The organism is Microbacterium lacusdiani (genome assembly GCF_054779895.1).
Genome location: NZ_BAAGXJ010000021.1, coordinates 80,792 through 101,091, shown reverse-complemented (window position 1 = coordinate 101,091; position 20,300 = coordinate 80,792). Strand labels below are relative to the sequence as shown.

Genomic DNA, 20,300 nt, shown 5'->3' with positions numbered 1-20,300 from the left:
ACACACCGCCTGCGGCGGCCGACCCCCGATCAGCCGGGTGTCACCAACCTCATGACCGAGTACACCTAGCGGCGCCGGCCGGTGCCGAAGATGCCGCGGATCACGCTGTTGATCAGCGACTGCGTGGTCCGCGAGCCGAGCACCTTCTCGATCGTCGACTTCTCGGCGCGCGACGACGTGCGCCGCGAGCCGCCCGAGGTCTTCTTGAGCAGGCGCTCGTACTCCTGCTGCGCCTTCCGCTCGGCGGCGGCGTTCGCCTTCGCGAGCTCGGCCTGCTGCTTCGCCAGCTCGGCGTCGACCTCGGCCTGCCGAGCCGCGGCGTCGGCCGCGCTCATCTTGGCCGTCAGGATCTCGTACGCCGACTCGCGGTCGACCCGCTCCCCGTACTTGGGCGTGAGCGGCGACGCGGCCACGGCCGCGTCGATCTGCGCCTCGGGCGCCGGCTCCATGAGGCCCTGCGGCGCGCGCACGCGCGTCCACGCGACCGGTGTCGGCGCGCCCTTCTCGCTCATCACGGTCACGATCGCCTCGCCGGTGCCGAGTTCCTGGAGCACGCGCTCGAGGTCGTATCCCGACTTCGGGTACGTCCCCACGGTCGCCCGCAACGCCTTGGCATCGTCCGGTGTGAACGCCCGCAGCTGGTGCTGCACGCGCGACCCCAGCTGCGCGAGCACATCCGGATGCACGTCCTTGGGCGTCTGCGTCACGAAGAACACCCCGACGCCCTTCGAGCGGATCAGGCGCACGGTCTGGGTGATGGCCGCGAGGAAGTCCTTGGACGCGTCCTTGAAGAGCAGGTGCGCCTCGTCGAAGAAGAACACGAGCTTCGGCTTCTCGGGGTCGCCGACCTCGGGGAGGATCTCGAACAGTTCGGCCAGCAGATACATCAGGAAGGTCGAGAACAGTTCGGGCCGGTCCGCGACGCCCGGCACCTCGAGCAGCGACACGAATCCCCGCCCGTCGGGCGCCATCCGCAGGAAGTCGGCGACGTCGAACTCCGGCTCGCCGAAGAACACGTCGGCGCCGCCCTCGGCAAACGTGATGAGCTCGCGCAGGATGACGCCCGCGGTCGCGCTCGAGAGCCCGCCGAGCTCCTTCAGCTCGGTCTTGCCCTCGTCGCTGGTCAGGTACGTCAGCACCGACCGAAGGTCCTCGAGGTCGACGAGCGGCAGCCCGTTCTTGTCGGCGTAGTGGAAGACGAGCCCCAGGCTCGACTCCTGCGTGTCGTTGAGCCCGAGGACCTTCGACAGCAGCAGCGGGCCGAAGCCGGTCACGGTCGCGCGCACCGGCACGCCCTTGCCGATGCCGCCCAGCGCGAAGTACTCGACCGCGGCCGCCTCGGGCTTCCAGTCCTGCCCGATGCCCTTCGTGCGGGCCAGGAGCTTCTCGCTCGGCTGGCCCGGCGTGGCCATGCCCGACAGATCGCCCTTGATGTCGGCGGCGAACACCGGCACGCCCTTGGCCGCCAGCTGCTCGGCGAGCCCCTGGAGGGTCCGGGTCTTGCCCGTGCCGGTGGCGCCCGCCACGAGTCCGTGGCGGTTCAGCATGCCGAGCGGGATCCGGATCTGGGCCTCGGGCAGCGGCTCCCCGTTGACGAGCGCGCCGATGTCGAGCGTCATGGTCTCGAACGTGTACCCGTCGACGATCGCCCGCACGGCGTCCGCATCGAGCGGGCCCTCGGTCTTCGCAGCGCGTTCCGCCGGCTCGGACGAGGCCGGGTCCGCCGGCTCGGACGAGGCCGTGTCCGCCGGAGCCTGCTCCACGGCTTCGGGAGCGTCCCCCGCGGCGGTCTCCGCCCCGGGCACGGGATCGGCCGGAGCGGTCTCCGGATCCGCGGCCTCCCCTGCCTCCCCCTGCGCAGCGGCGGCCTGGGCGGCGGCGAGCCTCGCTTTCGCCTCGGCGGCGCGCAGGGCGGCTTCAGCGGCCTCGGCTTCGGCCTGCAGGCGGGCGAGCTCGGCCTCGGCGGCGAGGACGGCGGGATCCTTCTCGGCGGTCATGCCGCCAGCCTAGCGACGGCCGGCCGCGTGGTGAGAGGGCGCGTCAGCCCCGTCCGCGGCGAGCGCGCCGCTCCACGACAAGGCCCCGCGAGAACGCGACGGCGACCAGCAGCGCGGCTCCGGCGCCGATCAGCGCGCCGCCGACCGTGTCGGTGAGCCAGTGCGCCGACAGGTACGTGCGCGAGAACGCCATGACGGCTATCCAGACGCCCGCGATCGCCGCCATCCACGGCCGGGGCAGGATGACCCACAGCGCGATACCCAGCGTGGCGGCGTTGGCGACGTGGCCAGACGGGAACGACCCGACATCCACGGTCACCAGGATGTCCTCGGGCCGGGCGCGCCCCAGCACGTGCTTGAGCACCTGCACGAGCCCGGCGCTCACGAGGAGCGCGACGGCGAAGTACCCCGCGGCCCAGGGCCGCTTCAGCGCGAGCAGCAGTGCGAGGATCGCGAGCGGCACCCACAGGATCGCGTAGCGCCCGCCTCCCACGGTGTCCATGAGGAGCGAGAGCCGGAGCGCGGGTCCGTCCGGGGTGGCCGACAGGACGGCGTCCCACCAGATGTCGACCGGCGTCGGGTCCATGCCGGGGATCTGCAGGACGGCGCCGACCGCCAGACCGCCCGCGAGCAGACCCAGGCCCCACCACATCCACGTGCGTCGGGGGCGCGCTTCGCCGCGGCTCATCCGGCCCTCCTCCTCGGTCGCGTCAGGGGTTCAGCATCTCGACCGTACGCGGCCGCACGACCGCCCAGAGCGTGATCACGGCGACGAGCGCGCATCCGATCATGACGACGGCCATGGACGTGCCCGTGATGCCCTCGGGCCCGGCGACCGCGCCGACGATCGGCGAGATGAGCCCCGCGACGCCCGCGTTGCTCGCGCCGAGCAGCGAGGCCGCCGTGCCCGCGGCCTTGCCGTGGCGGTCCAGCGCCAGCACCTGCACGCACGGGAACGTGAACCCGCACGCGGTCATGAAGAACCACAGCGGGATCGCGGTGCCCCACAGCCCCAGTCCCAGCTGGTCGAAGACCACGATCAGCGTCGCCGAGACGACGAGCACGACGGTCGAGAACGCAAGCACCCACTGCGGCCCGAAGCGCGCCGCGAGGCGGGCGGCGACCTGGTTGCCGACCACGAGGCCCAGGGAGTTGCTCGCGAACAGCAGCCCGTACTGCACCTCGTCGAAGCCGTAGCTCTCCTGGAACAGGAACGGCGAGGCCGACAGGTACGAGAACAGCCCCGCGAAGGTCAGGCCTCCGATGATCAGCAGGCCGACGTACACGCGGTCCGTCAGCACCGAGCGATAGCGCTGCCACACGGTGCTCGCGCCGCGCTCGTGCCGTCGCTCGCGCGGCAGGGTCTCCGGGATCACGAACAGGGCCGCGAGGAGCATGAGCGCGCCGTAGGCGGCGAGCACCCAGAAGATGCCCTCCCAGGGCATCACCCCGAGCAGCATCGAGCCGATGAGCGGGGCGACCACGGGCGCGACGCCGGTCACGAGCGCGAGCCGCGACAGCATGACGACCAGGCGCTTGCCGCCGAACAGGTCGCGCACGATCGCCATGGCCGCGACCGCGCCCGCGGCCGCGCCGAAGCCCATCGCGACTCGCGACGCCCCGAGCAGCGCCAGGTTCGGCGCGACCGCCGCGGTCATGCTCGCCACGACATGGAGCGCGGTGGCGAGCAGCAGCGGCAGCCGCCGCCCGACCGTGTCGCTGAGCGGCCCGACCAGCAGCTGCCCGAAGGCGAAGCCGATCATCGTGCCGGTCAGGGTGAGCTGGATGGCCGCCTCGTCCGTCGCGAACGCGTCCTGCAGCAGGGGGAACGCCGGCAGGTACAGGTCCACCGTGAAGGGCCCGAGGGCGGTCAGCGCGCCGAGCAGCAGCACGTACAGGAGACGGCGCGACGCCGGGATCGCATCGCCCGGGTGCAGGACGATCGGCGCGGTCGCCGGATCGGGTCCGAGCGTGCGGATCGCGCCGGTGGCGGGCGGGATCGGGATGGGGCCGGTGAAGGGGAGGGAGATCGAATCGGTGCGCGGGTTCGAGGCGTCAGGCACGGCAGGCTTTCGTCGGCGGCGGAAACATACATGCTACGCCCGCGGTGGCGCCCCGGGGACCGGTCCCACTGAGCGGATCCCAAGCGGCACCGCATACGATTCTGTTATGCCCTCCACCCCGCGTTCCGGCAATCCGGCCAAGCAGGCTCAGCTCCAGCAGACCGCCAAGCAGCAGCGTGAGGCGAAGCGTCAGGAGAAGCTGGCCGAGTACCAGCGTCAGCTGAAGAAGCGCCAGCGCGGCAAGCTCGTGTGGTGGATCGTCGGCGGCACGGCGGTCCTCGCCGTGGCCGCGATCGTCGTGGCCTCGCTCGTCACCGCCCCGCGCAGCTACACGGCCGGCAGCGAAGGCGTGGAGATCGAGGGCGTCGAGACGTTCGAGCTCGAGTCCGACCACGTCGACGGCGTCGTCGACTACGAGCAGAACCCGCCCGCGGGCGGCCCGCACAACAGCGCGTGGCTGAGCTGCGGCGTGTACACGGAGCCGCAGCCGAACGAGAACGCGGTGCACTCGCTCGAGCACGGCGCGGTGTGGATCACCTACGACCCCGCGGTCGTGCAGGGCGCCGACCTCGACGCGCTGCGGGCCCTGGCGCCGCGCACCTACGCGATCGTCTCGCCCTACGAGGGGCTCGACACCCCCATCGCCGTCAGCGCCTGGGAGCACCAGCTCAAGGTCGACTCGGTCGACGACCCGCGCATCGCCCAGTTCATCGAGGAGTACTGGCAGGGCGGCACGGCCCCCGAGCTGGGCGCCTCGTGCACGGGCATCGAGGGCCCCGGCAAGATCTGACCCATGTCGGATGAGGAGACCGCGCCGTACCGGCCGCGTCCCTGGGCGCTGATCGCGCTCGGCATCCTGCTCGTCGGCGGCACCGCCTTCGCGATCGGCCGGTTCTCGACCTTCGGCGGCGCCGAGCCGGGCCCGAACGCGGCCGACGTCGGCTTCGCGCGCGACATGCAGGTGCACCACGCCCAGGCGGTCGAGATGGCGATGATCGAGTACCGCGCCACCTCGGACGAGGAGCTGCGCCTCATCTCGTACGACATCGCGACCGCGCAGGCGCAGCAGTCCGGCCAGATGTTCGGCTGGATCGTCAACTGGGGTCTCCCCCAGCGCGGCTCGGATCCGCTCATGGCGTGGATGGCCGAGGACGGTGGCCACGACCACGGCGGATCGACGGGCGAGCCAGCGAGCGAGGACGAGCTGCGAGCCGAGATGGGCATGGCGAGCGACGCCGAGCTCGACGAGCTGCGGGCCGCGACCGGCGCCGAGCAGGACTGCCTCTTCACGGAGCTGATGATCCGGCACCACACCGGCGCGATCGAGATGGTGGACGCCATCCAGCGCCTCGGCGGCGACCCGATCGTGCTGCGCACCGCCGAGGGCATGGCCGAGTCGCAGGAGCGCGAGATCCAGGCACTGGAGTCGGTACGCGCCCGCCTCGCCTGCGACTGACGCGCTCCGGCGCATCCGGCGCATGAAGAAGGCCCCCGGGACCCGTGCGCTCCGCGCGGATCCCGGGGGCCTTCCGTCTCGTCAGCCCTTCGCGCTCACCCCTTGGCGGAGCCGGCCAGCAGGCCGCGCACGAAGTAGCGCTGCAGGAACAGGAACACCAGCAGCGGCACGATGATCGCGATGAACGCGCCGGCCGTGAGCAGGTGCCAGTCCTCGCCGCGCTGACCCACCATCTGCGCCAGCAGCTTCGTGATCGGCGCCACGTTGCCGTCGGCGAAGATCAAGGCCACCAGCAGGTCGTTCCAGACCCACAGGAACTGGAAGATCGCGAACGAGGCGATGGCCGGCATGCTCAGCGGGAGCACGATGCGGAAGAAGATCTGCCCGTGCCCGGCGCCGTCCACGCGGGCCGCCTCGATCACCTCCCCGGGGATCTGGGCGATGAAGTTGTGCAGCAGGAAGATCGCCAGCGGCAGTCCGAAGATCGTGTGCGCGATCCAGACCTGCGCGTAGCCGGCCTGCTCCGAGAACGCCTGGATGATCGGGAAGCCGAACAGCTCGCCCTGCGAGAACAGCTGCAGCAGCGGGATGAACGCCATCTGGATCGGGACGATCTGGAGGGCGAACACCAGCACGAACAGCAGGTTCTTGCCGCGGAACTCCATCCACGCGAAGCCGTACGCGGCCAGCGTCGCGAGGATCAGCGGGATGATCGCCGACGGCAGCGTGATCGCGAACGAGTTCACGAACGCGCCCAGTAGGCTGAGCCCGCCCGTCGAGGTGTTGAGCGCCTCGACGTAGTTCTCCGTCGTCCAGCCCCAGTTCTGCAGGGCCGTCCACCATCCGGTGGTCTGGATCTCCACCCGTGGGCGGAACGAGGAGACCAGGATGCCGAAGGTCGGGATCGTCCAGATCGCCGCGATGATGATCGCCGCGAGCGTCGCCCACGGCGACGTCAGCCGCCGCTTGGCTTCCCCGAAGGCGGGCGCCTTCGCCTTGCGGCCGGTCGTGATCAGCTCGGTCGCGGTCATCAGCGCACCTCCCTCTGGGCCTTGAGCTGCCTGGCGTTGTAGATGACCAGCGGCAGCACGAGGATGAACAGGATCACGGCGTACGCCGCCGACCTGCCCGGCTCGAAGCTGCGGAACTGCTGGTACATCTCGTTCGCCAGCACGGACGTGTTGTTCGCGCCTGCGGTCATCGTTCGGACGATGTCGAAGATCTTCATCGACGCGATCGCGATGGTCGTCAGCACGACGATCAGCGACGGCCGGATCCCCGGCACCACGACGTTCATGAACCGCTCGTAGCCGTTGGCGCCATCGAGCTCGGCGGCCTCCAGCTGCTCCGTGGGCACGCCCTTGATCGCCGCCGAGAGCACCACCATGGCGAACCCGGTGTAGATCCAGACGAACACGACGATGAGCGCGAGCGTGTTCCAGGGCTGCACCTGCAGGAACGGCACCGGACTGCCTCCGAGCCAGACGATGATCTGATTCACGAAGCCGATCTGCTCCGCATCCACCGGACGCGCCGTGTACATGAAGCGCCAGATGATCGACGCGCCCACGAACGAGATCGCCATCGGCAGGAACACGAGGATCTTGTAGACCTTCTCACCCCGTGTCTTGTCGATGAAGTACGCGTACACGAGCCCGATCACGGTCGAGACCACGGGCGCGATCAGCACCCACACGATCGTGTTCACGATCGTCCGGATGCCCTGCGGCTGCGTGAGGATCCACACGAAGTTGTCGAGCCCCACGAACGCGGTTCCCCGGGAGTTCATGGTAGAGGCGACGAGGGTCTGGATCACCGGCAGGACGAGGCCTACCAGCAGCAGGGCGAGCGCAGGGGCGAGGAAGCCGAACAGCTGGAACAGCGAGCCGACGCCCCCGCGGGAGCGCTGGTCGAGCCAGAAGAACAGCAGACCCAGCACTCCCGCGGCGGCGATCGCCCACCACCACGACTGCAGCGCCCACATGATCCCGAGCGGGATCAGGACGCAGGCGGCGAGCCGGGCGATGGTGTACGCCCGGCCCGCGCGCGGCGCGATCTCGATGAAGAAGAGCAGCACACCCACCGCGAGCACGAACACCCCGATGATGATCGGGATCTCGAGCCACGGCGAGAGCGTGCTCAGCCATCCGAAGAAGTCGGCCATGTCGGGCTATTCAGCCGGCCAGCCCGACTCGATCTGCTCGAGCACCTGATCCGTGGGCGTGCCGTTCACCCAGTCGCGCATGCCCTGCCAGAACGAGCCCGCACCCACGGCCGAAGGCATCAGGTCGGAGCCGTCGAAGCGGAACGTGGTCTCCTCGTTCTGCAGGATCTCGATCGCCGCCTGCAGGATGGCGCTCTGCGCGTTGGCGGGGTCGAGGCCCTTGTTGGCGCTGATCACGCCGCCGAGCGAGACGCGCGAGTTGGCCCACTCGGGGCTCGACAGGTACTCCTGCACCTTGACGGTCGCCTCGTCGTCGCTGAACGCGCCGACGATCTCGCCGCCACCGGTGACGACCTCGCCCTCGGCACCCGACTCGAACGGCGGCAGCATGAAGGCCCAGACGTCGCCGTCCTCGCCCACCTCGCCGCCGGCGTCCACGATGAAGCCGTCGAGGAACGACGCCTGGTGCGTCAGCTTGCAGTCACCCGACACGAGCGCGTTCGCCACGTCGCCGAACGGCGTGGAGCCGATCGAGGAGACGTCGCCGAAGCCCGCGTTGACGTACTCCGGGTTGAGCAGGATCTTCGCCGTCTCGTCGAACGCGGCCTGGATCTGCGGGTCGGTGAAGGGCACCTCGTGCGCGACCCACTGGTCGTACACGTCCGGTCCGGCCTGGCGCAGGACGAGGTCCTCGATCCAGTCGGTGCCGGGCCATCCGGTCGCGGCGTCCGAGCCGAAGCCGGCGCACCACGGCGGCTGACCGTGGTCGTCGACCATCTGCTGGGTCAGGTCGAGAAGACCCTGCCAGTCGGTCGGGACCTCGTAGCCGTTCTCCTCGAAGAACGCCGGCTGGTACCAGATCCAGCCCTTCACGTTGGCCATCAGCGGCGCGCCGTAGACCGTGCCGTCGAAGGACGCGTAGCCCTCCCAGTCCTCGGCCCAGTGCTCGCGGAGGTTGGAGACCACGCCCTCGGGCGCCTCGAGCAGGTAGCCGCGGCTGGCCATGTCGGCCAGGAGGCCCGGCTGCGGGAAGATCGCCAGGTCCGGCGGGTTGCCGCCCTGCGCGCGCACGGCGATCTGCGCCTCGAACTCCTGCGAGCCCTCGTAGACGATGTCGATGCCGTTCTCCTCCTCCCAGTCCGCCCAGGACTGCTCGAGGAGCTCCGCCTCGGCATCCACGATCGTGCCGTAGACGGTGACCTCGGCGCTCTCGCCGTCGCCGCCCCCACCGCCGCCGCCGTTGGAGACACCCGGGCCGCTGGTGCACGCGGCCAGCGTGAGCGCGGTGAATCCGATCCCCGCGGTGGAGAGGATCGCCCTCTTTCGAACTGCAGTAAACATCGTCTGCTCCCGTCGTGTTGTCACGATCAAACGGACCGTAGACCCCCAAAACTAGGAGCACCGTCCGGGGAGCACAACGTCCCACGCGACAACCGATACATAACCGTGGCGGATATACCGAAAGCGCTGTCGCACCGGCGCCGGGACACGACGAAGGCCCCGGGACATCCCGGGGCCTTCGAAGAAGTGGATCCGAAGCGGATTACTTGAGGGTGACCGTCGCGCCGGCCTCCTCGAGGGCGGCCTTCGCCTTCTCGGCGGTCTCCTTGTTCGCGCCCTCGATGACAGCCTTGGGGGCGCCGTCGACGACGGCCTTCGCCTCGCCGAGGCCGAGCGAGGTGAGCTCGCGGACGACCTTGATGACCTGGATCTTCTTGTCACCGGCGGCCTCGAGGACCACGTCGAACGAGTCCTTCTCCTCGGCCTCCTCGGCGGGGGCGCCACCGGCGGGGCCCGCGGCGGCAACCGCGACGGGCGCGGCGGCGGTGACGTCGAAGGTCTCCTCGAAGGCCTTCACGAACTCGCTGAGCTCGATGAGCGTGAGCTCCTTGAACGCGTCGAGCAGCTCCTCGGTGCTGAGCTTCGCCATGATGTATCTCCTAGTTATTCGGGGTTTCGGGGGTGCTTATCGCACGGCCTGTCAGGCCGCGGTCTCCTGCTTCTCACGCAGCGCCTCGACCGTGCGCACGGTCTTCGAGAGCGGTGCCTGGAAGAGGGCGGCAGCCTTCGCCATCGAGGCCTTGAGGAGGCCCGCCGTCTTGGCGAGCAGAACCTCACGGCTCTCGAGGTCGGCGAGCTTGCCGACCTCCTCGGCGGTCAGGGGCTTGCCATCGAAGTAGCCGCCCTTGATCACCAGAAGAGGGTGTGCCTTGGCGAAGGCGCGCAGACCCTTGGCGACGGCGACAGGGTCACCGTGCACGAAGGCGATGGCGGACGGGCCCTTGAGCTCGTCGTCCAGCGCCGAGATCCCCACGTTGTTCGCGGCGATCTTGGTCAGCGTGTTCTTCACCACGGCGAACTCCGCGTCCTGACGGATGCTGTTGCGCAGCTCCTTGAGCTGGGCAACCGTCAGACCGCGGTACTCGGTCAGCAGGACGGCGCTCGAGTTCTCGAAAGACTTCGTGAGCTCGGCGACCGATGCTTCCTTCTGCGCCATGGCCACTCCTTGATGTGAACGAGGTGCCCCACGGTGGTGGGGAACCGACCGAGCCCGCCCCGAAACGCAGAAACGCTCCGGCGCAAGCGCACGGAGCGGGGATCCGGAATCCGGATGTATCGTTCGTGACACCTGCGCGGGCCCCTGCATAGCAGTGCTTCGATCGCTCCGCGCTTGCGCGCATCACGATGACCGGCGGTCTTCGGCTTCCCCAAGGCTACCACACCGCACGCACCGCTCCCGACGCCGCCCGGCGCCTGCCGCACTCGGGTCAGTCGGAGAGGGCGAGGGCGCGGAACATGTCGCGCTCGCGGAGCGCCTCGCGGTTCGACGGCGGCGCGGCCGGGCCGTCGAGCGGCGCCGGCGTGACCCGGCGTCCCGTGGTGCGCTGGTAGAGCTCGTCGATCAGGCGCGTGGCGAGGCGCACGAGCTGCGCGATCTCGCGGTCGTCACGGTCGATCCAGGTGCAGCGCGGCTCGTCGTGCAGCGGCTGGAAGTCGCGGTGCTCCTCCCAGACGAACAGGGTCCGCTCCGCGCCCAGCACGTGCTGCTGCCACCAGACCTGGCGCAGATAGCTGCGCGGGATGGAGCGCCACGACTTGTTCGTGGTCTTGATCTCGGCGAGCGAGACGCGACCCTGCCCGTCGACGCCGATGCCGTCCGGAGTCGCCAGGTGCCGCTTCTCGACCACCGCATGGAACAGCGCGCTCGAGGGCTGGATGCCATGGGTGGCCGCGATCCACGCGGCGATCTCGGGCTCGCGGCGCCGCCCGTGGTCGGTGTACGCATTGCCCGAGAAGCGCGAACCCATCAGCTTCTGGTCCGCCGCGCGCTTGATGGAGACCTCGCTCGCCGTGAGCATCGCGACATCCGTCGCCGTGATGCCACGCGAACGCGCGCGCAGCCACCCCACCCGGTCGCGGGAGTCCGCGAGGATCCGGGCCTGCAGTTCGGGTGTCACCCGACGACCCTAACCCCGCCCAGCGACACCCCTCGACCGCAACGCCGAGCGACCTGGAGCCCGCAGACCGAATGGTTGCGAAAAGTCAACGAACACGCCTATAGTTGACCTCTCGCAACTTTCTGTGCGCCGATGTCGCCGCGCCTCTCCGTTGGAATCGCAGGAAAGGGTCGCATGACCGACGCATCCCCCCGCATGTCCCATCGCCAGGTCCTCGAGGCCATCTCCGGCCTCCTGCTGGCGATGTTCGCGTCGATGATGGCCAACACCATCGTCGGCACCTCGCTGCCGATCATCGTCCCCGACCTGGGCGGGACGCAGACCGACTACACGTGGGTGGTCACCGCATCGCTGCTCACGACCGCGATCTCGACGCCCATCTGGGGCAAGCTCGCGGATCTCACGAACCGCAAGGTCCTCGTCCTCGTCGCGCTCACACTGTTCCTCGCGGCGAGCGCCGTGGCGGGCTTCGCCCAGAGCCCCGGGATGCTCATCGCAGCGCGCGCCTTCCAGGGCGTCGGCGCCGGCGGCGTCGCCGCGCTGAGCCAGGTCATCATGGCCGACATCATCAGCCCGCGCGAGCGCGGCAAGTACATGGGACTGTTCGGCGTCGTGATGGGCGTCTCCACGGTCGGCGGCCCGATCATCGGCGGCGTGCTCACCGACACGGTCGGCTGGCACTGGAACTTCTTCGTCGGCATCCCGCTGGGCCTCATCGCCTTCGCGGTGATCGTGAAGACGCTCACGCTGGCGCCGCGCGCCAACCGCCGCGTCCGCATCGACTACCTCGGCATCGTGCTGCTCTCGGTCGCCTCCAGCCTGCTGCTCATCTGGGTGACGAACGTCAAGGACTACGGCTGGCTGAGCACCGAGACGTACGTCATGGTGGGCGGCGCGATCGTCGCGACGGCGCTGTTCATCTGGGTGGAGACCCGTGCCGCGGAGCCTCTCGTGCCCCTGAGCCTCTTCCGCAACCGCACGTTCACGCTGGCGGTGCTGGCATCCATCTCGATCGGCGTCGCGATGTTCGGCACGGCGGTGTACCTGGGCCAGTACTTCCAGATGGCGCGCGGCTTCGACCCGACCGGCGCGGGGCTGATGACCATCCCGATGGCCGCCGGCATGCTGATCTGCTCGACGGTCGTGGGCCAGCTCGTGACCCGCTTCGGCGCGTGGAAGCGCTACCTCGTGATCGGCGCCGTCGTCATGACGATCGGCAACGGCCTGCTGGCCACCCTGACGGCCGACACCCATCTGGCACTGGTCGGCCTCTACATGTTCCTGCTCGGCGCCGGGATGGGCATGACCATGCAGAACCTCGTGCTGGTCGTCCAGAACACCGCCCGCCCCCAGGAGATGGGCGTCGCGAGCTCGGGGGTCAACTTCTTCCGCACGATCGGCGGCACCGCCGGCGTCGCGGTGATCGGGTCGGTCCTGGCATCCACCATGACCGACCTGCTGGCCCAGCGCCGGGATGAGCTGATGACCGCGATCGCGGGGCTCGGCGCACGGGGCGCCGAGGTCGCCGAGCAGTTCCGCTCGGGCACCATGCCGGTCGCGCGCGACCTCCCCGAGCCGGTGCGCGTCATCGTCGAGCAGGTCGCGGCCACGTCGATCGCCCATGCGTTCCTTGTCGGCGTCCCCCTCGGCGTGCTCAGCATCCTCTGCATCGTGTTCCTGCCCAACATCCCGCTCGGTCGCAAGAACAACGCGGAGCGGATGCGCGAGCAGGCCGCAGCGGGGATCGGCGAGGAGATCGTCGACGATGCGCTCGCCCAGGCGGGAGTCCCGCTGGCGACCGGCGCCATCCCGGTGACGGATGATCAGAGCCGGGCCACTCAGGACGCGGACGCTCCCCGCGGCGGGCGGCGGTCATGAACGCCGGGAGGCACGACCGCGCGACGGAGGACCCGTCGGAGCGCGCGAGCGCGGTGCGCTCCGTCGAGCTCGAGTTCTCGGAGCTCATGGCCCACGTCCGGCGGCTGATCTCACGCCGCGCCGAGCGCGTGAGCCCGGGAATGCTCCCGGGTGCCTACAAGGTGTTCACGGCCATCGCCGACACCGGCCCCGTCACGGCGTCGGCCATCGCCGAGCGCCTGATGATCGACAAGGGTCAGCTCAGCCGAACGGTGCGCGAGCTGGAGGACCTCGGGCTCGTGGCGCGCACGCCGGATCCGGCTGACCGCCGCGCGCACCTGCTCGAGGCGACCGATCTCGGTCGCGGCCGTCTCGAGCAGGCGCGCGCGCCCGAGGAGCCCGGGCTGTCCCGTGCGCTCGAGCACTGGGACCTCGCCGACGTGCGGCGGCTCGCCGCCCTGCTGCACGCGCTGAGCCACGACGAGGTGCCGGACCGAGACGGAGCCGCAGACGCCTGACGGACCCCGTCGCATCCCGTAGCACCCAGGAAACACCGGCGTGACGAAGGCCGGATTGACTGTGGGCACGGGATCCGCGACGGCGCGCGATCCCCCCGACGCTCGGAAGAGGGGAAACGATGAGATTCCGGCCGCCGCGCTCCGCCGCACGCACCACCACCGCCCGCGCGCCGCGCGGCGCACTCGCCGAGACGGTGGAGGCGCCGCCCGAGCACATGCGCGCGGTCCTGTTCGACGGGCCCGGCGATCCCTCCGCGCTGCGGGTCGACACGATCCCCGTCCCCTCCCCCGTCATGGACGAGGTGCTCGTCCGCGTCGTCGCCGCCGGCGTGAACCCGATCGACGCGAAGACGCGCGCGGGCGGCGGGGTCACCGCCGGGATCGCCTCATACCCCGTCGTTCCCGGCTTCGACCTATCCGGCGTCGTCGTGGCGTCCCCGTTCGAGGCGCACCCGCTCCCGCCCGGCACACCCGTGTTCGGGATGGCCGCCGTGCCGCGCACCGCGGGAGCCTACGCGGAGTACGCGGTGGTGCCCTCGACCTCCCTCGCCCGCAAGCCGTCGTCCCTCTCGCACGTCGAGGCCGCCGGCGTGCCGCTGGCGGCGCTCACCGCCTGGCAGCTCATCGTCGAGACGGCGCACGCGCACGAGGGCCAGCGCATCCTGATCCACGCGGGCGCCGGCGGGGTCGGCCACTTCGCGGTGCAGTTCGCGTCGTACTTCGGCGCTCATGTGACCGCGACGGCGTCCGCGGCCAACGCCTCGTGGCTCCGCGAGCTCGGCGCTCACGTCGTGATCGACCACACCACGACCCGGTTCGAGGAGGTCGCCACCGACGTCGACGTGGTGATCGCGCTGCTGGGCGACGAGAGCACCGTGACGCGCTCGCTCCAGGTGCTCCGCCCGGGCGGCCTGCTCGTGGTCGTGCCGTCGAGCGGATGGCCCGGCTACGCGGAGGCGGCCGCGGACGCGGGCGTGCGCGCGACGCGGTTCAAGGTCGTGCCGGACGGGGTCGCGCTCAGCACGATCGGCCGGCTCCTCGACTCCGGCGCCATCCAGGTGTACATCGAGGACGTGTTCGACCTCGAGGACGCCGCCGACGCGCACCGCCACCTCGAGACGGGGCGCACGCGAGGCAAGCTCGTGCTGCAGGTCTCGGACGGCTGATCGCCGAGCTCAGGCGGGCGCGAGCGCGGCCCGCGCGCCGACGACCACCGCGTCCCGGATGTCCGACAGCAGCGGCGAGCGCAGGTTCCACTGCTGCCAGTACAGGGGCACGGTGATCGTCGGACCGTCGAGGCGCACGAGCCGGCCGTCCTCCAGCGCGGTCTGCGCCTGCAGCGGCGGCAGCAGCCCCCATCCGAACCCGAGCTTGATCGCCGTGGCGTAGTCGTCCGACGCGGGCACGTAGTGCCGCGGCGGACGCGACGGGTCGACCCCGCGCTCCTGCAGCCACCGTCGCTGCAGGTCGTCGCCGCGATCGAACTCGACCACGGGCGCGGACGCCAGGGCGTCGAGCGTCGAGCCCGCGGGCAGCCACCGCTCCACGTACGCGGGCGAGGCGACCGGGTCGTAGGTCATGACCCCGAGCGGCGTCACGACGCATCCGCCGATAGGCGTCCGCTGGGAGGTGACGGCGGCGGTCACGGTGCCGGCCTCGAGCAGCGCGGCCGTTCGGTCCTGATCGTCGCGATGCAGCTCGAAGCCGACCTCGTGCGTCCGCAGGACGGGCTGCAGCGCCGGCAGGAACCAGGTGGCGAGGGAGTCCGCGTTGACCGCGATCGGCACGCGCATCCGCCGCGGGCCCTCCAGGCCGAGCTCGACCCCCGCGTCGTGCCCCAGCAGGGCGTACTGCCGCGCCAGACGGACCACGACCGCGCCCGCCTCCGTGACCCGCGCGGGCTTCGACCGCACCACGAGGACGCGACCGAGCTGTCCTTCGAGCGTCCGCAGCCGCTGGCTCACGGCCGACGGCGTGATGCGCAGGGCGCGGGCGGCGCCCTCGAGGCTGCCCTCGTCGACGACGGCCGCGACCGTCTCGGCGAGATCCGGGGCGATCCACATGAAGCATTCCTTAGGTTGGTGCAGAATCGTGAACGTCGCTTTTGATTATGCCCGCGCGCTCCCTAGCGTGGAGGCGTGCTCGCCGCTTCGTCCTCCTCCGTGCTCGCCGCGCTCGCGGCCGGCCTGGGCCTCTGTCTGTCGCTCATCATCGCCCCGGGCGCGCAGAACGTGTTCCTGCTGCGCATGGGCGTCCAGCGGCGGCACGCCGTGGCGCTGGCGATCACGTGCCTCGTCAGCGACGCCGTCCTCTTCACGGCCGGCGTGGCCGGGTTCGGCGTCGTCGTCGAGCACCTGCCCTGGCTGTTCGAGCTGGTCCGCTGGGCGGGCGTGGTGTTCCTCGCCGTCTACGGGCTGTCGGCCGCGTGGCGCGCGCTGCGCCCCAAGCGCGAGTCCATCCGCCTCGACGAGATCGAACCCGAGGCGGCCATCGCGCCCGCCCCCTCCGGCAGGGGCGGCACCGCCACGCTGACGCGCCCGGCCCGCACCGCGACCGGCACGCTGCTGCCCGCCGTCCTCGCCTGCCTGGCGATCACGTGGCTGAACCCGCACGCCTACCTGGACACGGTGTTCCTCGTCGGGTCGGTGTCCGCCAGCTACGGCGACCTGCGCTGGGCGTTCGGGCTCGGCGCGATCCTCGGCAGCGCCATCTGGTTCTCGTTCCTCACGGTCGCCGCCCGCTTCGCCGCCCGCCGGCTCCGCTCCCCGCGCGCGTGGCGCATCCTGGACGGCCTCATCGCGGTGGCGATGCTCGCTCTCGCTGCTGGCCTGGCGTTCTCCTGACCCGCGCGCACGGCGCGAAGCAAGGGCCCTTCCGCGCGCGATCCGGTCGCGCCACCATGGATCCATGAGGCATGTGCACGTGATCGTCCATGGCCGGGTGCAGGGCATCGGCTACCGCTACGGATTGCGCGAGCAGGCCCAGCGGCTCGGACTCGCGGGGTGGGTGCGCAACCGCCACGGCGACGCCGTCGAGGCGGTGCTGGCGGGCGACGCCGGCGCCGTCGAGGCGGCGCTGGCGTGGGTGGAGCACGGTCCCGAGGGCGCCGAGGTGCAGTCGCTCGAGACCTCCGGCGGGGCGGCCTTCGCGGTGCCGGAGGACGGCGGCTTCGAGATCCGCCGCAGCGCCTGACGCGGCCCCGGAAAGCGGAACGACCCCGCCCTTCCGGACGGGGTCGCTCAGCTAACTGACGCTGTGCGTCACGCGATGGCGTTGACGTCCAGCGGGATGCCGGGGCCGAACGTGGTCGACACGGCGCCCTTCTGGATGTAGCGGCCCTTCGAGCTCGACGGCTTCAGGCGCACGATCTCGTCGAGTGCGGCCTGCAGGTTCGCGTCCAGCTGCTCGGCCGAGAACGAGGCCTTGCCGACGATGAAGTGCACGTTGGCGTGCTTGTCGACGCGGAACTCGATCTTGCCGCCCTTGATCTCCTCGACCGCCTTGGCCGGGTTCGGGGTGACGGTGCCGGTCTTGGGGTTCGGCATCAGGCCGCGGGGGCCGAGGACCTTACCCAGACGACCGACCTGGCCCATGAGCTCCGGCACGGCGACGGCCGCGTCGAAGTCGGTCCAGCCGCCGGCGACCTTCTCGATGAGCTCGGCGCCGCCGACCTCATCCGCACCGGCCGCGATGGCGGCCTCGGCCGCGGGGCCGTTGGCGAAGACGATGACGCGGGCGGTCTTGCCCGTGCCGTGCGGGAGCATGACGGTGCCGCGCACCATCTGGTCCGCCTTGCGCGGGTCGACCGAGAGCTTCAGCGCGACCTCGACGGTCGAGTCGAAATTCTTCGAGCCCGTCTCCTTCGCGAGCGCGACGGCCTCGGTGGGCGTGTAGTACTTGCCGGCCTCGATCTTCTCGGCGGCGGCGGCGTAAGCCTTGGACTTGGTAGCCATTATCGTGATCCCCCTCAGTCCTCGACCGTGATGCCCATGGAGCGGGCGGTGCCGGCGATGATCTTCGAGGCGGCCTCGAGGTCGTTCGCGTTCAGGTCGGGCTGCTTCGTCTTGGCGATCTCGGTGACCTGCTCCTTGGTGAGCTTGCCGACCTTGACCGTGTGCGGCGTCGCCGAGCCCTTCTGCAGGCCGGCGGCCTTCTTGATGAGCTCCGCGGCCGGCGGGGTCTTCAGGACGAACGTGAAGCTGCGGTCCTCGTAGACGGTGATCTCCACGGGGATGACGTTGCCGCGCTGCGACTCGGTCGCGGCGTTGTACGCCTTGCAGAACTCCATGATGTTGACGCCGTGCTGACCCAGGGCCGGGCCGATCGGCGGCGCCGGGTTGGCTGCACCGGCGTTGATCTGAAGCTTGATCAGGCCGGTCACCTTCTTCTTCGGTGCCATTTCCTCTTCCTTTCATCGAGCGGATGCCGGTTGCGATCCGCTCTCCCGCACACAGCGCGATCCCGGAGGATCCTGCGAGCGGTGGGATGCCTGCGCAGACAGGGCGCAAACCAGTAGATCCTACCAGAAACAGAAGAGCCGGCCCCGCGAGGGACCGGCTCTTCAGAAACTCATCTCACACCATCTTGGTGACCTGGTCGAACGACAGCTCGACCGGGGTCTCGCGCTCGAAGAGCGACACCAGCACGGTGAGCTTGCCGCTCTCCGGCTTGATCTCGCTGATCGTGCCGGGAAGACCCGCGAACGAGCCCTCCTTGATCGTGATCGTCTCGCCGGCCTCGAAGTCGACCTCGGCGGGAAGCACGCGGGCCTGCGCGGCCTGACCCTTGGGCGCGCCGCTCTTGGCCTGAGCCTGCGCCTCCTTGATCTCGACGAGGGGCTTCAGCATGTTGAAGGCCTCCTCGAAGCGCAGCGGGGTCGGGTTGTGGGCGTTGCCCACGAAGCCGGTGACGCCCGGGGTGTGGCGCACAACCGACCAGGTGTCCTCGTTGAGCTCCATGCGCACCAGCACGTAGCCGGGGATGCGCACGCGCGTGACCATCTTGCGCTGGCCGTTCTTGATCTCGACGACGTCCTCCATCGGGACCTCGACCTGGTAGATGTCGTCCTCGACCTCGAGCGTCGACTTGCGCTGCTCGATGTTGGCCTTGACCTTGCGCTCGAAGCCCGCGTACGAGTGGATGACGTACCACTTGCCCTCCTGGGCACGCAGCTCCTGACGGAATGCCTCATACGGGTCGTCCGACTCGGAGGTCTCGCCGTCCTCGTCCTCGTCGCCGTTCACGTCGGGGCCGTCGTAGGGGGTCACCTCGTCGGCGGCCAGCGCAGCGGCCTCCTGGGCCTCCTCCGCGGCGGAGTCGGAGAGAACCTCGGCCGCGGCCTCGACCTCGCTGGTCTCGTCGATGTTCAGTGCGTCGTTCACGATCGCGTCGGCCTCCGGGTCGTCGATGTCGATGTCTTCGTCGCTCGCGTCGTCCTCGTCCGCGGCTCCGTCGTCGATGTGCATGGCGAGATGCTCGGCGGCCTCGCTGGCGTGCGCCTCGGCGTAGAGCACGTTGCCCTCCTGGGCCTCGTCCTCTTCGCTCGACTGCTCGGCTGCCGGGGCCCAGTCGGCGTCATCGACATGCTTTTCAGACACTGACAGTCCTATCCATAACCAGAGTCTCTTCCATTACGCGGCGGATGTGCAGAGGGCACGTCCACCCGGCCCGACGGGCCGTGCGTCAGTCGATCAGGCCGGGACTCCGAAGACGACCGTCGCGACCCACGAGAAGAGGTAGTCGAGCCCGTAGACGAACCCCATCATGACGACCACGAAGCCGAGCACGACGGCCGTGAACTTCAGCAGCTCCGAGCGGGTCGGCGTGACGACCTTGCGGAGCTCGGCGATGACCTGGCGGAAGAAGATCACGATCCGCGAGAAGAAGCCGGGCTTCTTCTCGCCGTTCGCGCCTGCCGCGACGATCTCGCCGTTCGCTGCGTCCTGGACCATTCGCTGCCTTTCGTGAGTCAGCTGACGCTGACGCGCAGGGCGGACAGGAATCGAACCTGCAACCTGCGGTTTTGGAGACCGCTGCTCTGCCAATTGAGCTACCGCCCTAGAGGTCCGAAGACCCCGGGATCATCCGATCCTCCAGCCGCTTCCGGAACCCGGGCACAGCGAAAGAATGCAGACGACAACTGCGCACCAAGCATACGGCATACCCGAATGGGCCGCGAACCGGGGCGGGATCCCGCGCGTGGCGCGGGGTGCCCGATGCCCGGCCACGAGCGGACCTCCGGGGCCGGATCAGCGGGCCGGCCCGGGAAGGGCGACGCCGTGCAGCGCCTCGACGAGCGGGGCCAGCTCGGGACGCCCCTCCGCCTCGCCCAGGGCGCGCTCGAGCGTCTCGTCGTGCACCGGCCGGGCGCTGAGGTACAGCTCGCGGCCGCGGGGCGTCAGCTCGGTGTAGATGCCTCGCCGGTCGTCCGCACACAGCACACGAGAGAGCAGCCCCCGATCCTCGAGACGGGTGACCAGCCGGGTCGTGGCGCTGGGGCTCAGCGCGGCCGCTCGCGCGAGCTGCTGCATGCGCATGTGCCAGCCGTCCTGCCTGTCGAGGGCGTCCAGCACCGTGTACTCCACCACCGACAGACCGGCGGCGGCCTGCAGCGACCGCTCCAGCTCCGCCTCGATCAGGGAGTGCAGTGCGGCCAGCGTGCGCCACCCCTGCGCGCGCACCTGGACGGCGTCGTCGCCGATCCCCATGAGGGCTCCTCTCGATACTTGCTTGCGCGGGATAGTTGCGTGTGCAATGATCTTCCTTCGTCGCTCGCAATAACCCGCGT

The 20,300-nt window shown here is 70.3% G+C and carries 22 protein-coding genes and 1 tRNA gene; 7 read left to right on the top strand and 16 right to left on the bottom strand.

Annotated elements, in window-relative coordinates; translation table 11 throughout:
* Window positions 1–65: 65 nt before the first annotated feature.
* From ACYVGN_RS11165 to ACYVGN_RS11155, 3 genes are read right to left on the bottom strand one after another with little or no spacing between them, the layout of a single operon-like run.
* Window positions 66–1,997: a helicase HerA-like domain-containing protein gene (locus ACYVGN_RS11165; protein ID WP_460790805.1), complete on the bottom strand. Its 1,932-nt coding sequence runs from the start codon at window positions 1,995–1,997 to the stop codon at window positions 66–68.
* Window positions 1,998–2,040: 43 nt separating this feature from the next.
* Complete coding sequence (locus ACYVGN_RS11160; RefSeq protein ID WP_460790803.1) at window positions 2,041–2,685, bottom strand: phosphatase PAP2 family protein; 645 nt, start codon at window positions 2,683–2,685, stop codon at window positions 2,041–2,043.
* A gap of 22 nt (window positions 2,686–2,707) precedes the next feature.
* Entirely contained in the window at window positions 2,708–4,060 is a 1,353-nt protein-coding gene (locus tag ACYVGN_RS11155; protein WP_082543159.1) for a multidrug effflux MFS transporter, read from the bottom strand.
* Between the two features lie 106 nt (window positions 4,061–4,166).
* Here ACYVGN_RS11155 and ACYVGN_RS11150 point away from each other — a divergent pair, with 106 nt between their 5' ends.
* Both ACYVGN_RS11150 and ACYVGN_RS11145 read left to right on the top strand, forming a co-directional pair.
* Window positions 4,167–4,850 (top strand): DUF3105 domain-containing protein, encoded by a 684-nt coding sequence (locus ACYVGN_RS11150; protein WP_460790801.1) that lies wholly within the window; start codon window positions 4,167–4,169, stop codon window positions 4,848–4,850.
* Between the two features lie 3 nt (window positions 4,851–4,853).
* Window positions 4,854–5,516, top strand: a complete 663-nt coding sequence (locus tag ACYVGN_RS11145; RefSeq protein ID WP_134746717.1) for a DUF305 domain-containing protein — start codon at window positions 4,854–4,856, stop codon at window positions 5,514–5,516.
* Window positions 5,517–5,611: 95 nt separating this feature from the next.
* Here ACYVGN_RS11145 and ACYVGN_RS11140 read toward each other — a convergent pair whose 3' ends face one another.
* The 6 genes from ACYVGN_RS11140 to ACYVGN_RS11115 all read right to left on the bottom strand — a co-directional run bounded on the left by ACYVGN_RS11140 (window position 5,612) and on the right by ACYVGN_RS11115 (window position 11,138).
* Window positions 5,612–6,547, bottom strand: coding sequence for a carbohydrate ABC transporter permease (locus tag ACYVGN_RS11140; protein WP_134746719.1), 936 nt, complete (start codon window positions 6,545–6,547; stop codon window positions 5,612–5,614).
* Entirely contained in the window at window positions 6,547–7,680 is a 1,134-nt protein-coding gene (locus tag ACYVGN_RS11135) for a carbohydrate ABC transporter permease (protein WP_460790799.1), read from the bottom strand. Before ACYVGN_RS11135 ends, ACYVGN_RS11140 begins: the two co-directional genes overlap by 1 nt.
* A gap of 6 nt (window positions 7,681–7,686) precedes the next feature.
* On the bottom strand, window positions 7,687–9,021 hold the full coding sequence (locus tag ACYVGN_RS11130; RefSeq protein WP_055992766.1) for an ABC transporter substrate-binding protein: 1,335 nt from the start codon (window positions 9,019–9,021) through the stop codon (window positions 7,687–7,689).
* Between the two features lie 202 nt (window positions 9,022–9,223).
* The gene (gene rplL / locus ACYVGN_RS11125; protein ID WP_055992763.1) at window positions 9,224–9,610 is read right to left on the bottom strand and encodes a 50S ribosomal protein L7/L12; all 387 of its coding nucleotides are present in this window, start codon (window positions 9,608–9,610) and stop codon (window positions 9,224–9,226) included.
* Window positions 9,611–9,661: 51 nt separating this feature from the next.
* Complete coding sequence (gene rplJ, locus ACYVGN_RS11120) at window positions 9,662–10,177, bottom strand: 50S ribosomal protein L10 (RefSeq protein ID WP_055992760.1); 516 nt, start codon at window positions 10,175–10,177, stop codon at window positions 9,662–9,664.
* A 271-nt stretch (window positions 10,178–10,448) separates the two neighbouring features.
* The gene (locus ACYVGN_RS11115) at window positions 10,449–11,138 is read right to left on the bottom strand and encodes a YqaJ viral recombinase family protein (protein ID WP_055992757.1); all 690 of its coding nucleotides are present in this window, start codon (window positions 11,136–11,138) and stop codon (window positions 10,449–10,451) included.
* Window positions 11,139–11,312: 174 nt separating this feature from the next.
* Here ACYVGN_RS11115 and ACYVGN_RS11110 point away from each other — a divergent pair, with 174 nt between their 5' ends.
* The 3 genes from ACYVGN_RS11110 (at window position 11,313) to ACYVGN_RS11100 (ending at window position 14,679) form a co-directional block, all read left to right on the top strand.
* Window positions 11,313–13,016 carry an MDR family MFS transporter gene (locus tag ACYVGN_RS11110; RefSeq protein ID WP_460790797.1) on the top strand — a complete coding sequence of 568 codons (1,704 nt, stop codon included), beginning with the start codon at window positions 11,313–11,315 and terminating at the stop codon, window positions 13,014–13,016.
* The gene (locus tag ACYVGN_RS11105; protein ID WP_134746723.1) at window positions 13,013–13,513 is read left to right on the top strand and encodes a MarR family winged helix-turn-helix transcriptional regulator; all 501 of its coding nucleotides are present in this window, start codon (window positions 13,013–13,015) and stop codon (window positions 13,511–13,513) included. Before ACYVGN_RS11110 ends, ACYVGN_RS11105 begins: the two co-directional genes overlap by 4 nt.
* Window positions 13,514–13,632: 119 nt before the next feature.
* Complete coding sequence (locus ACYVGN_RS11100; RefSeq protein WP_460790796.1) at window positions 13,633–14,679, top strand: NADP-dependent oxidoreductase; 1,047 nt, start codon at window positions 13,633–13,635, stop codon at window positions 14,677–14,679.
* 9 nt (window positions 14,680–14,688) lie between these two features.
* Here ACYVGN_RS11100 and ACYVGN_RS11095 read toward each other — a convergent pair whose 3' ends face one another.
* Window positions 14,689–15,576 carry a LysR family transcriptional regulator ArgP gene (locus ACYVGN_RS11095; protein ID WP_460790794.1) on the bottom strand — a complete coding sequence of 296 codons (888 nt, stop codon included), beginning with the start codon at window positions 15,574–15,576 and terminating at the stop codon, window positions 14,689–14,691.
* Window positions 15,577–15,651: 75 nt separating this feature from the next.
* Between ACYVGN_RS11095 and ACYVGN_RS11090 the strand changes: the two genes are divergently transcribed.
* Window positions 15,652–16,356: a LysE/ArgO family amino acid transporter gene (locus ACYVGN_RS11090; protein ID WP_460790792.1), complete on the top strand. Its 705-nt coding sequence runs from the start codon at window positions 15,652–15,654 to the stop codon at window positions 16,354–16,356.
* Between the two features lie 64 nt (window positions 16,357–16,420).
* Window positions 16,421–16,705 carry an acylphosphatase gene (locus tag ACYVGN_RS11085; protein WP_460790790.1) on the top strand — a complete coding sequence of 95 codons (285 nt, stop codon included), beginning with the start codon at window positions 16,421–16,423 and terminating at the stop codon, window positions 16,703–16,705.
* A 68-nt stretch (window positions 16,706–16,773) separates the two neighbouring features.
* Here ACYVGN_RS11085 and rplA read toward each other — a convergent pair whose 3' ends face one another.
* From rplA to ACYVGN_RS11055, 6 genes are all read right to left on the bottom strand, one after another.
* Entirely contained in the window at window positions 16,774–17,466 is a 693-nt protein-coding gene (gene rplA, locus ACYVGN_RS11080; protein ID WP_134745564.1) for a 50S ribosomal protein L1, read from the bottom strand.
* Window positions 17,467–17,480: 14 nt separating this feature from the next.
* The gene (gene rplK / locus ACYVGN_RS11075; RefSeq protein ID WP_055992732.1) at window positions 17,481–17,912 is read right to left on the bottom strand and encodes a 50S ribosomal protein L11; all 432 of its coding nucleotides are present in this window, start codon (window positions 17,910–17,912) and stop codon (window positions 17,481–17,483) included.
* A gap of 175 nt (window positions 17,913–18,087) precedes the next feature.
* Window positions 18,088–19,110, bottom strand: a complete 1,023-nt coding sequence (gene nusG / locus ACYVGN_RS11070; protein WP_460790788.1) for a transcription termination/antitermination protein NusG — start codon at window positions 19,108–19,110, stop codon at window positions 18,088–18,090.
* A 93-nt stretch (window positions 19,111–19,203) separates the two neighbouring features.
* Window positions 19,204–19,464, bottom strand: a complete 261-nt coding sequence (secE, locus tag ACYVGN_RS11065; protein ID WP_460790786.1) for a preprotein translocase subunit SecE — start codon at window positions 19,462–19,464, stop codon at window positions 19,204–19,206.
* A 35-nt stretch (window positions 19,465–19,499) separates the two neighbouring features.
* Window positions 19,500–19,572, bottom strand: a tRNA-Trp gene (locus ACYVGN_RS11060).
* Between the two features lie 189 nt (window positions 19,573–19,761).
* On the bottom strand, window positions 19,762–20,220 hold the full coding sequence (locus tag ACYVGN_RS11055; protein ID WP_460790784.1) for a MarR family winged helix-turn-helix transcriptional regulator: 459 nt from the start codon (window positions 20,218–20,220) through the stop codon (window positions 19,762–19,764).
* Window positions 20,221–20,300 lie beyond the last annotated feature (80 nt).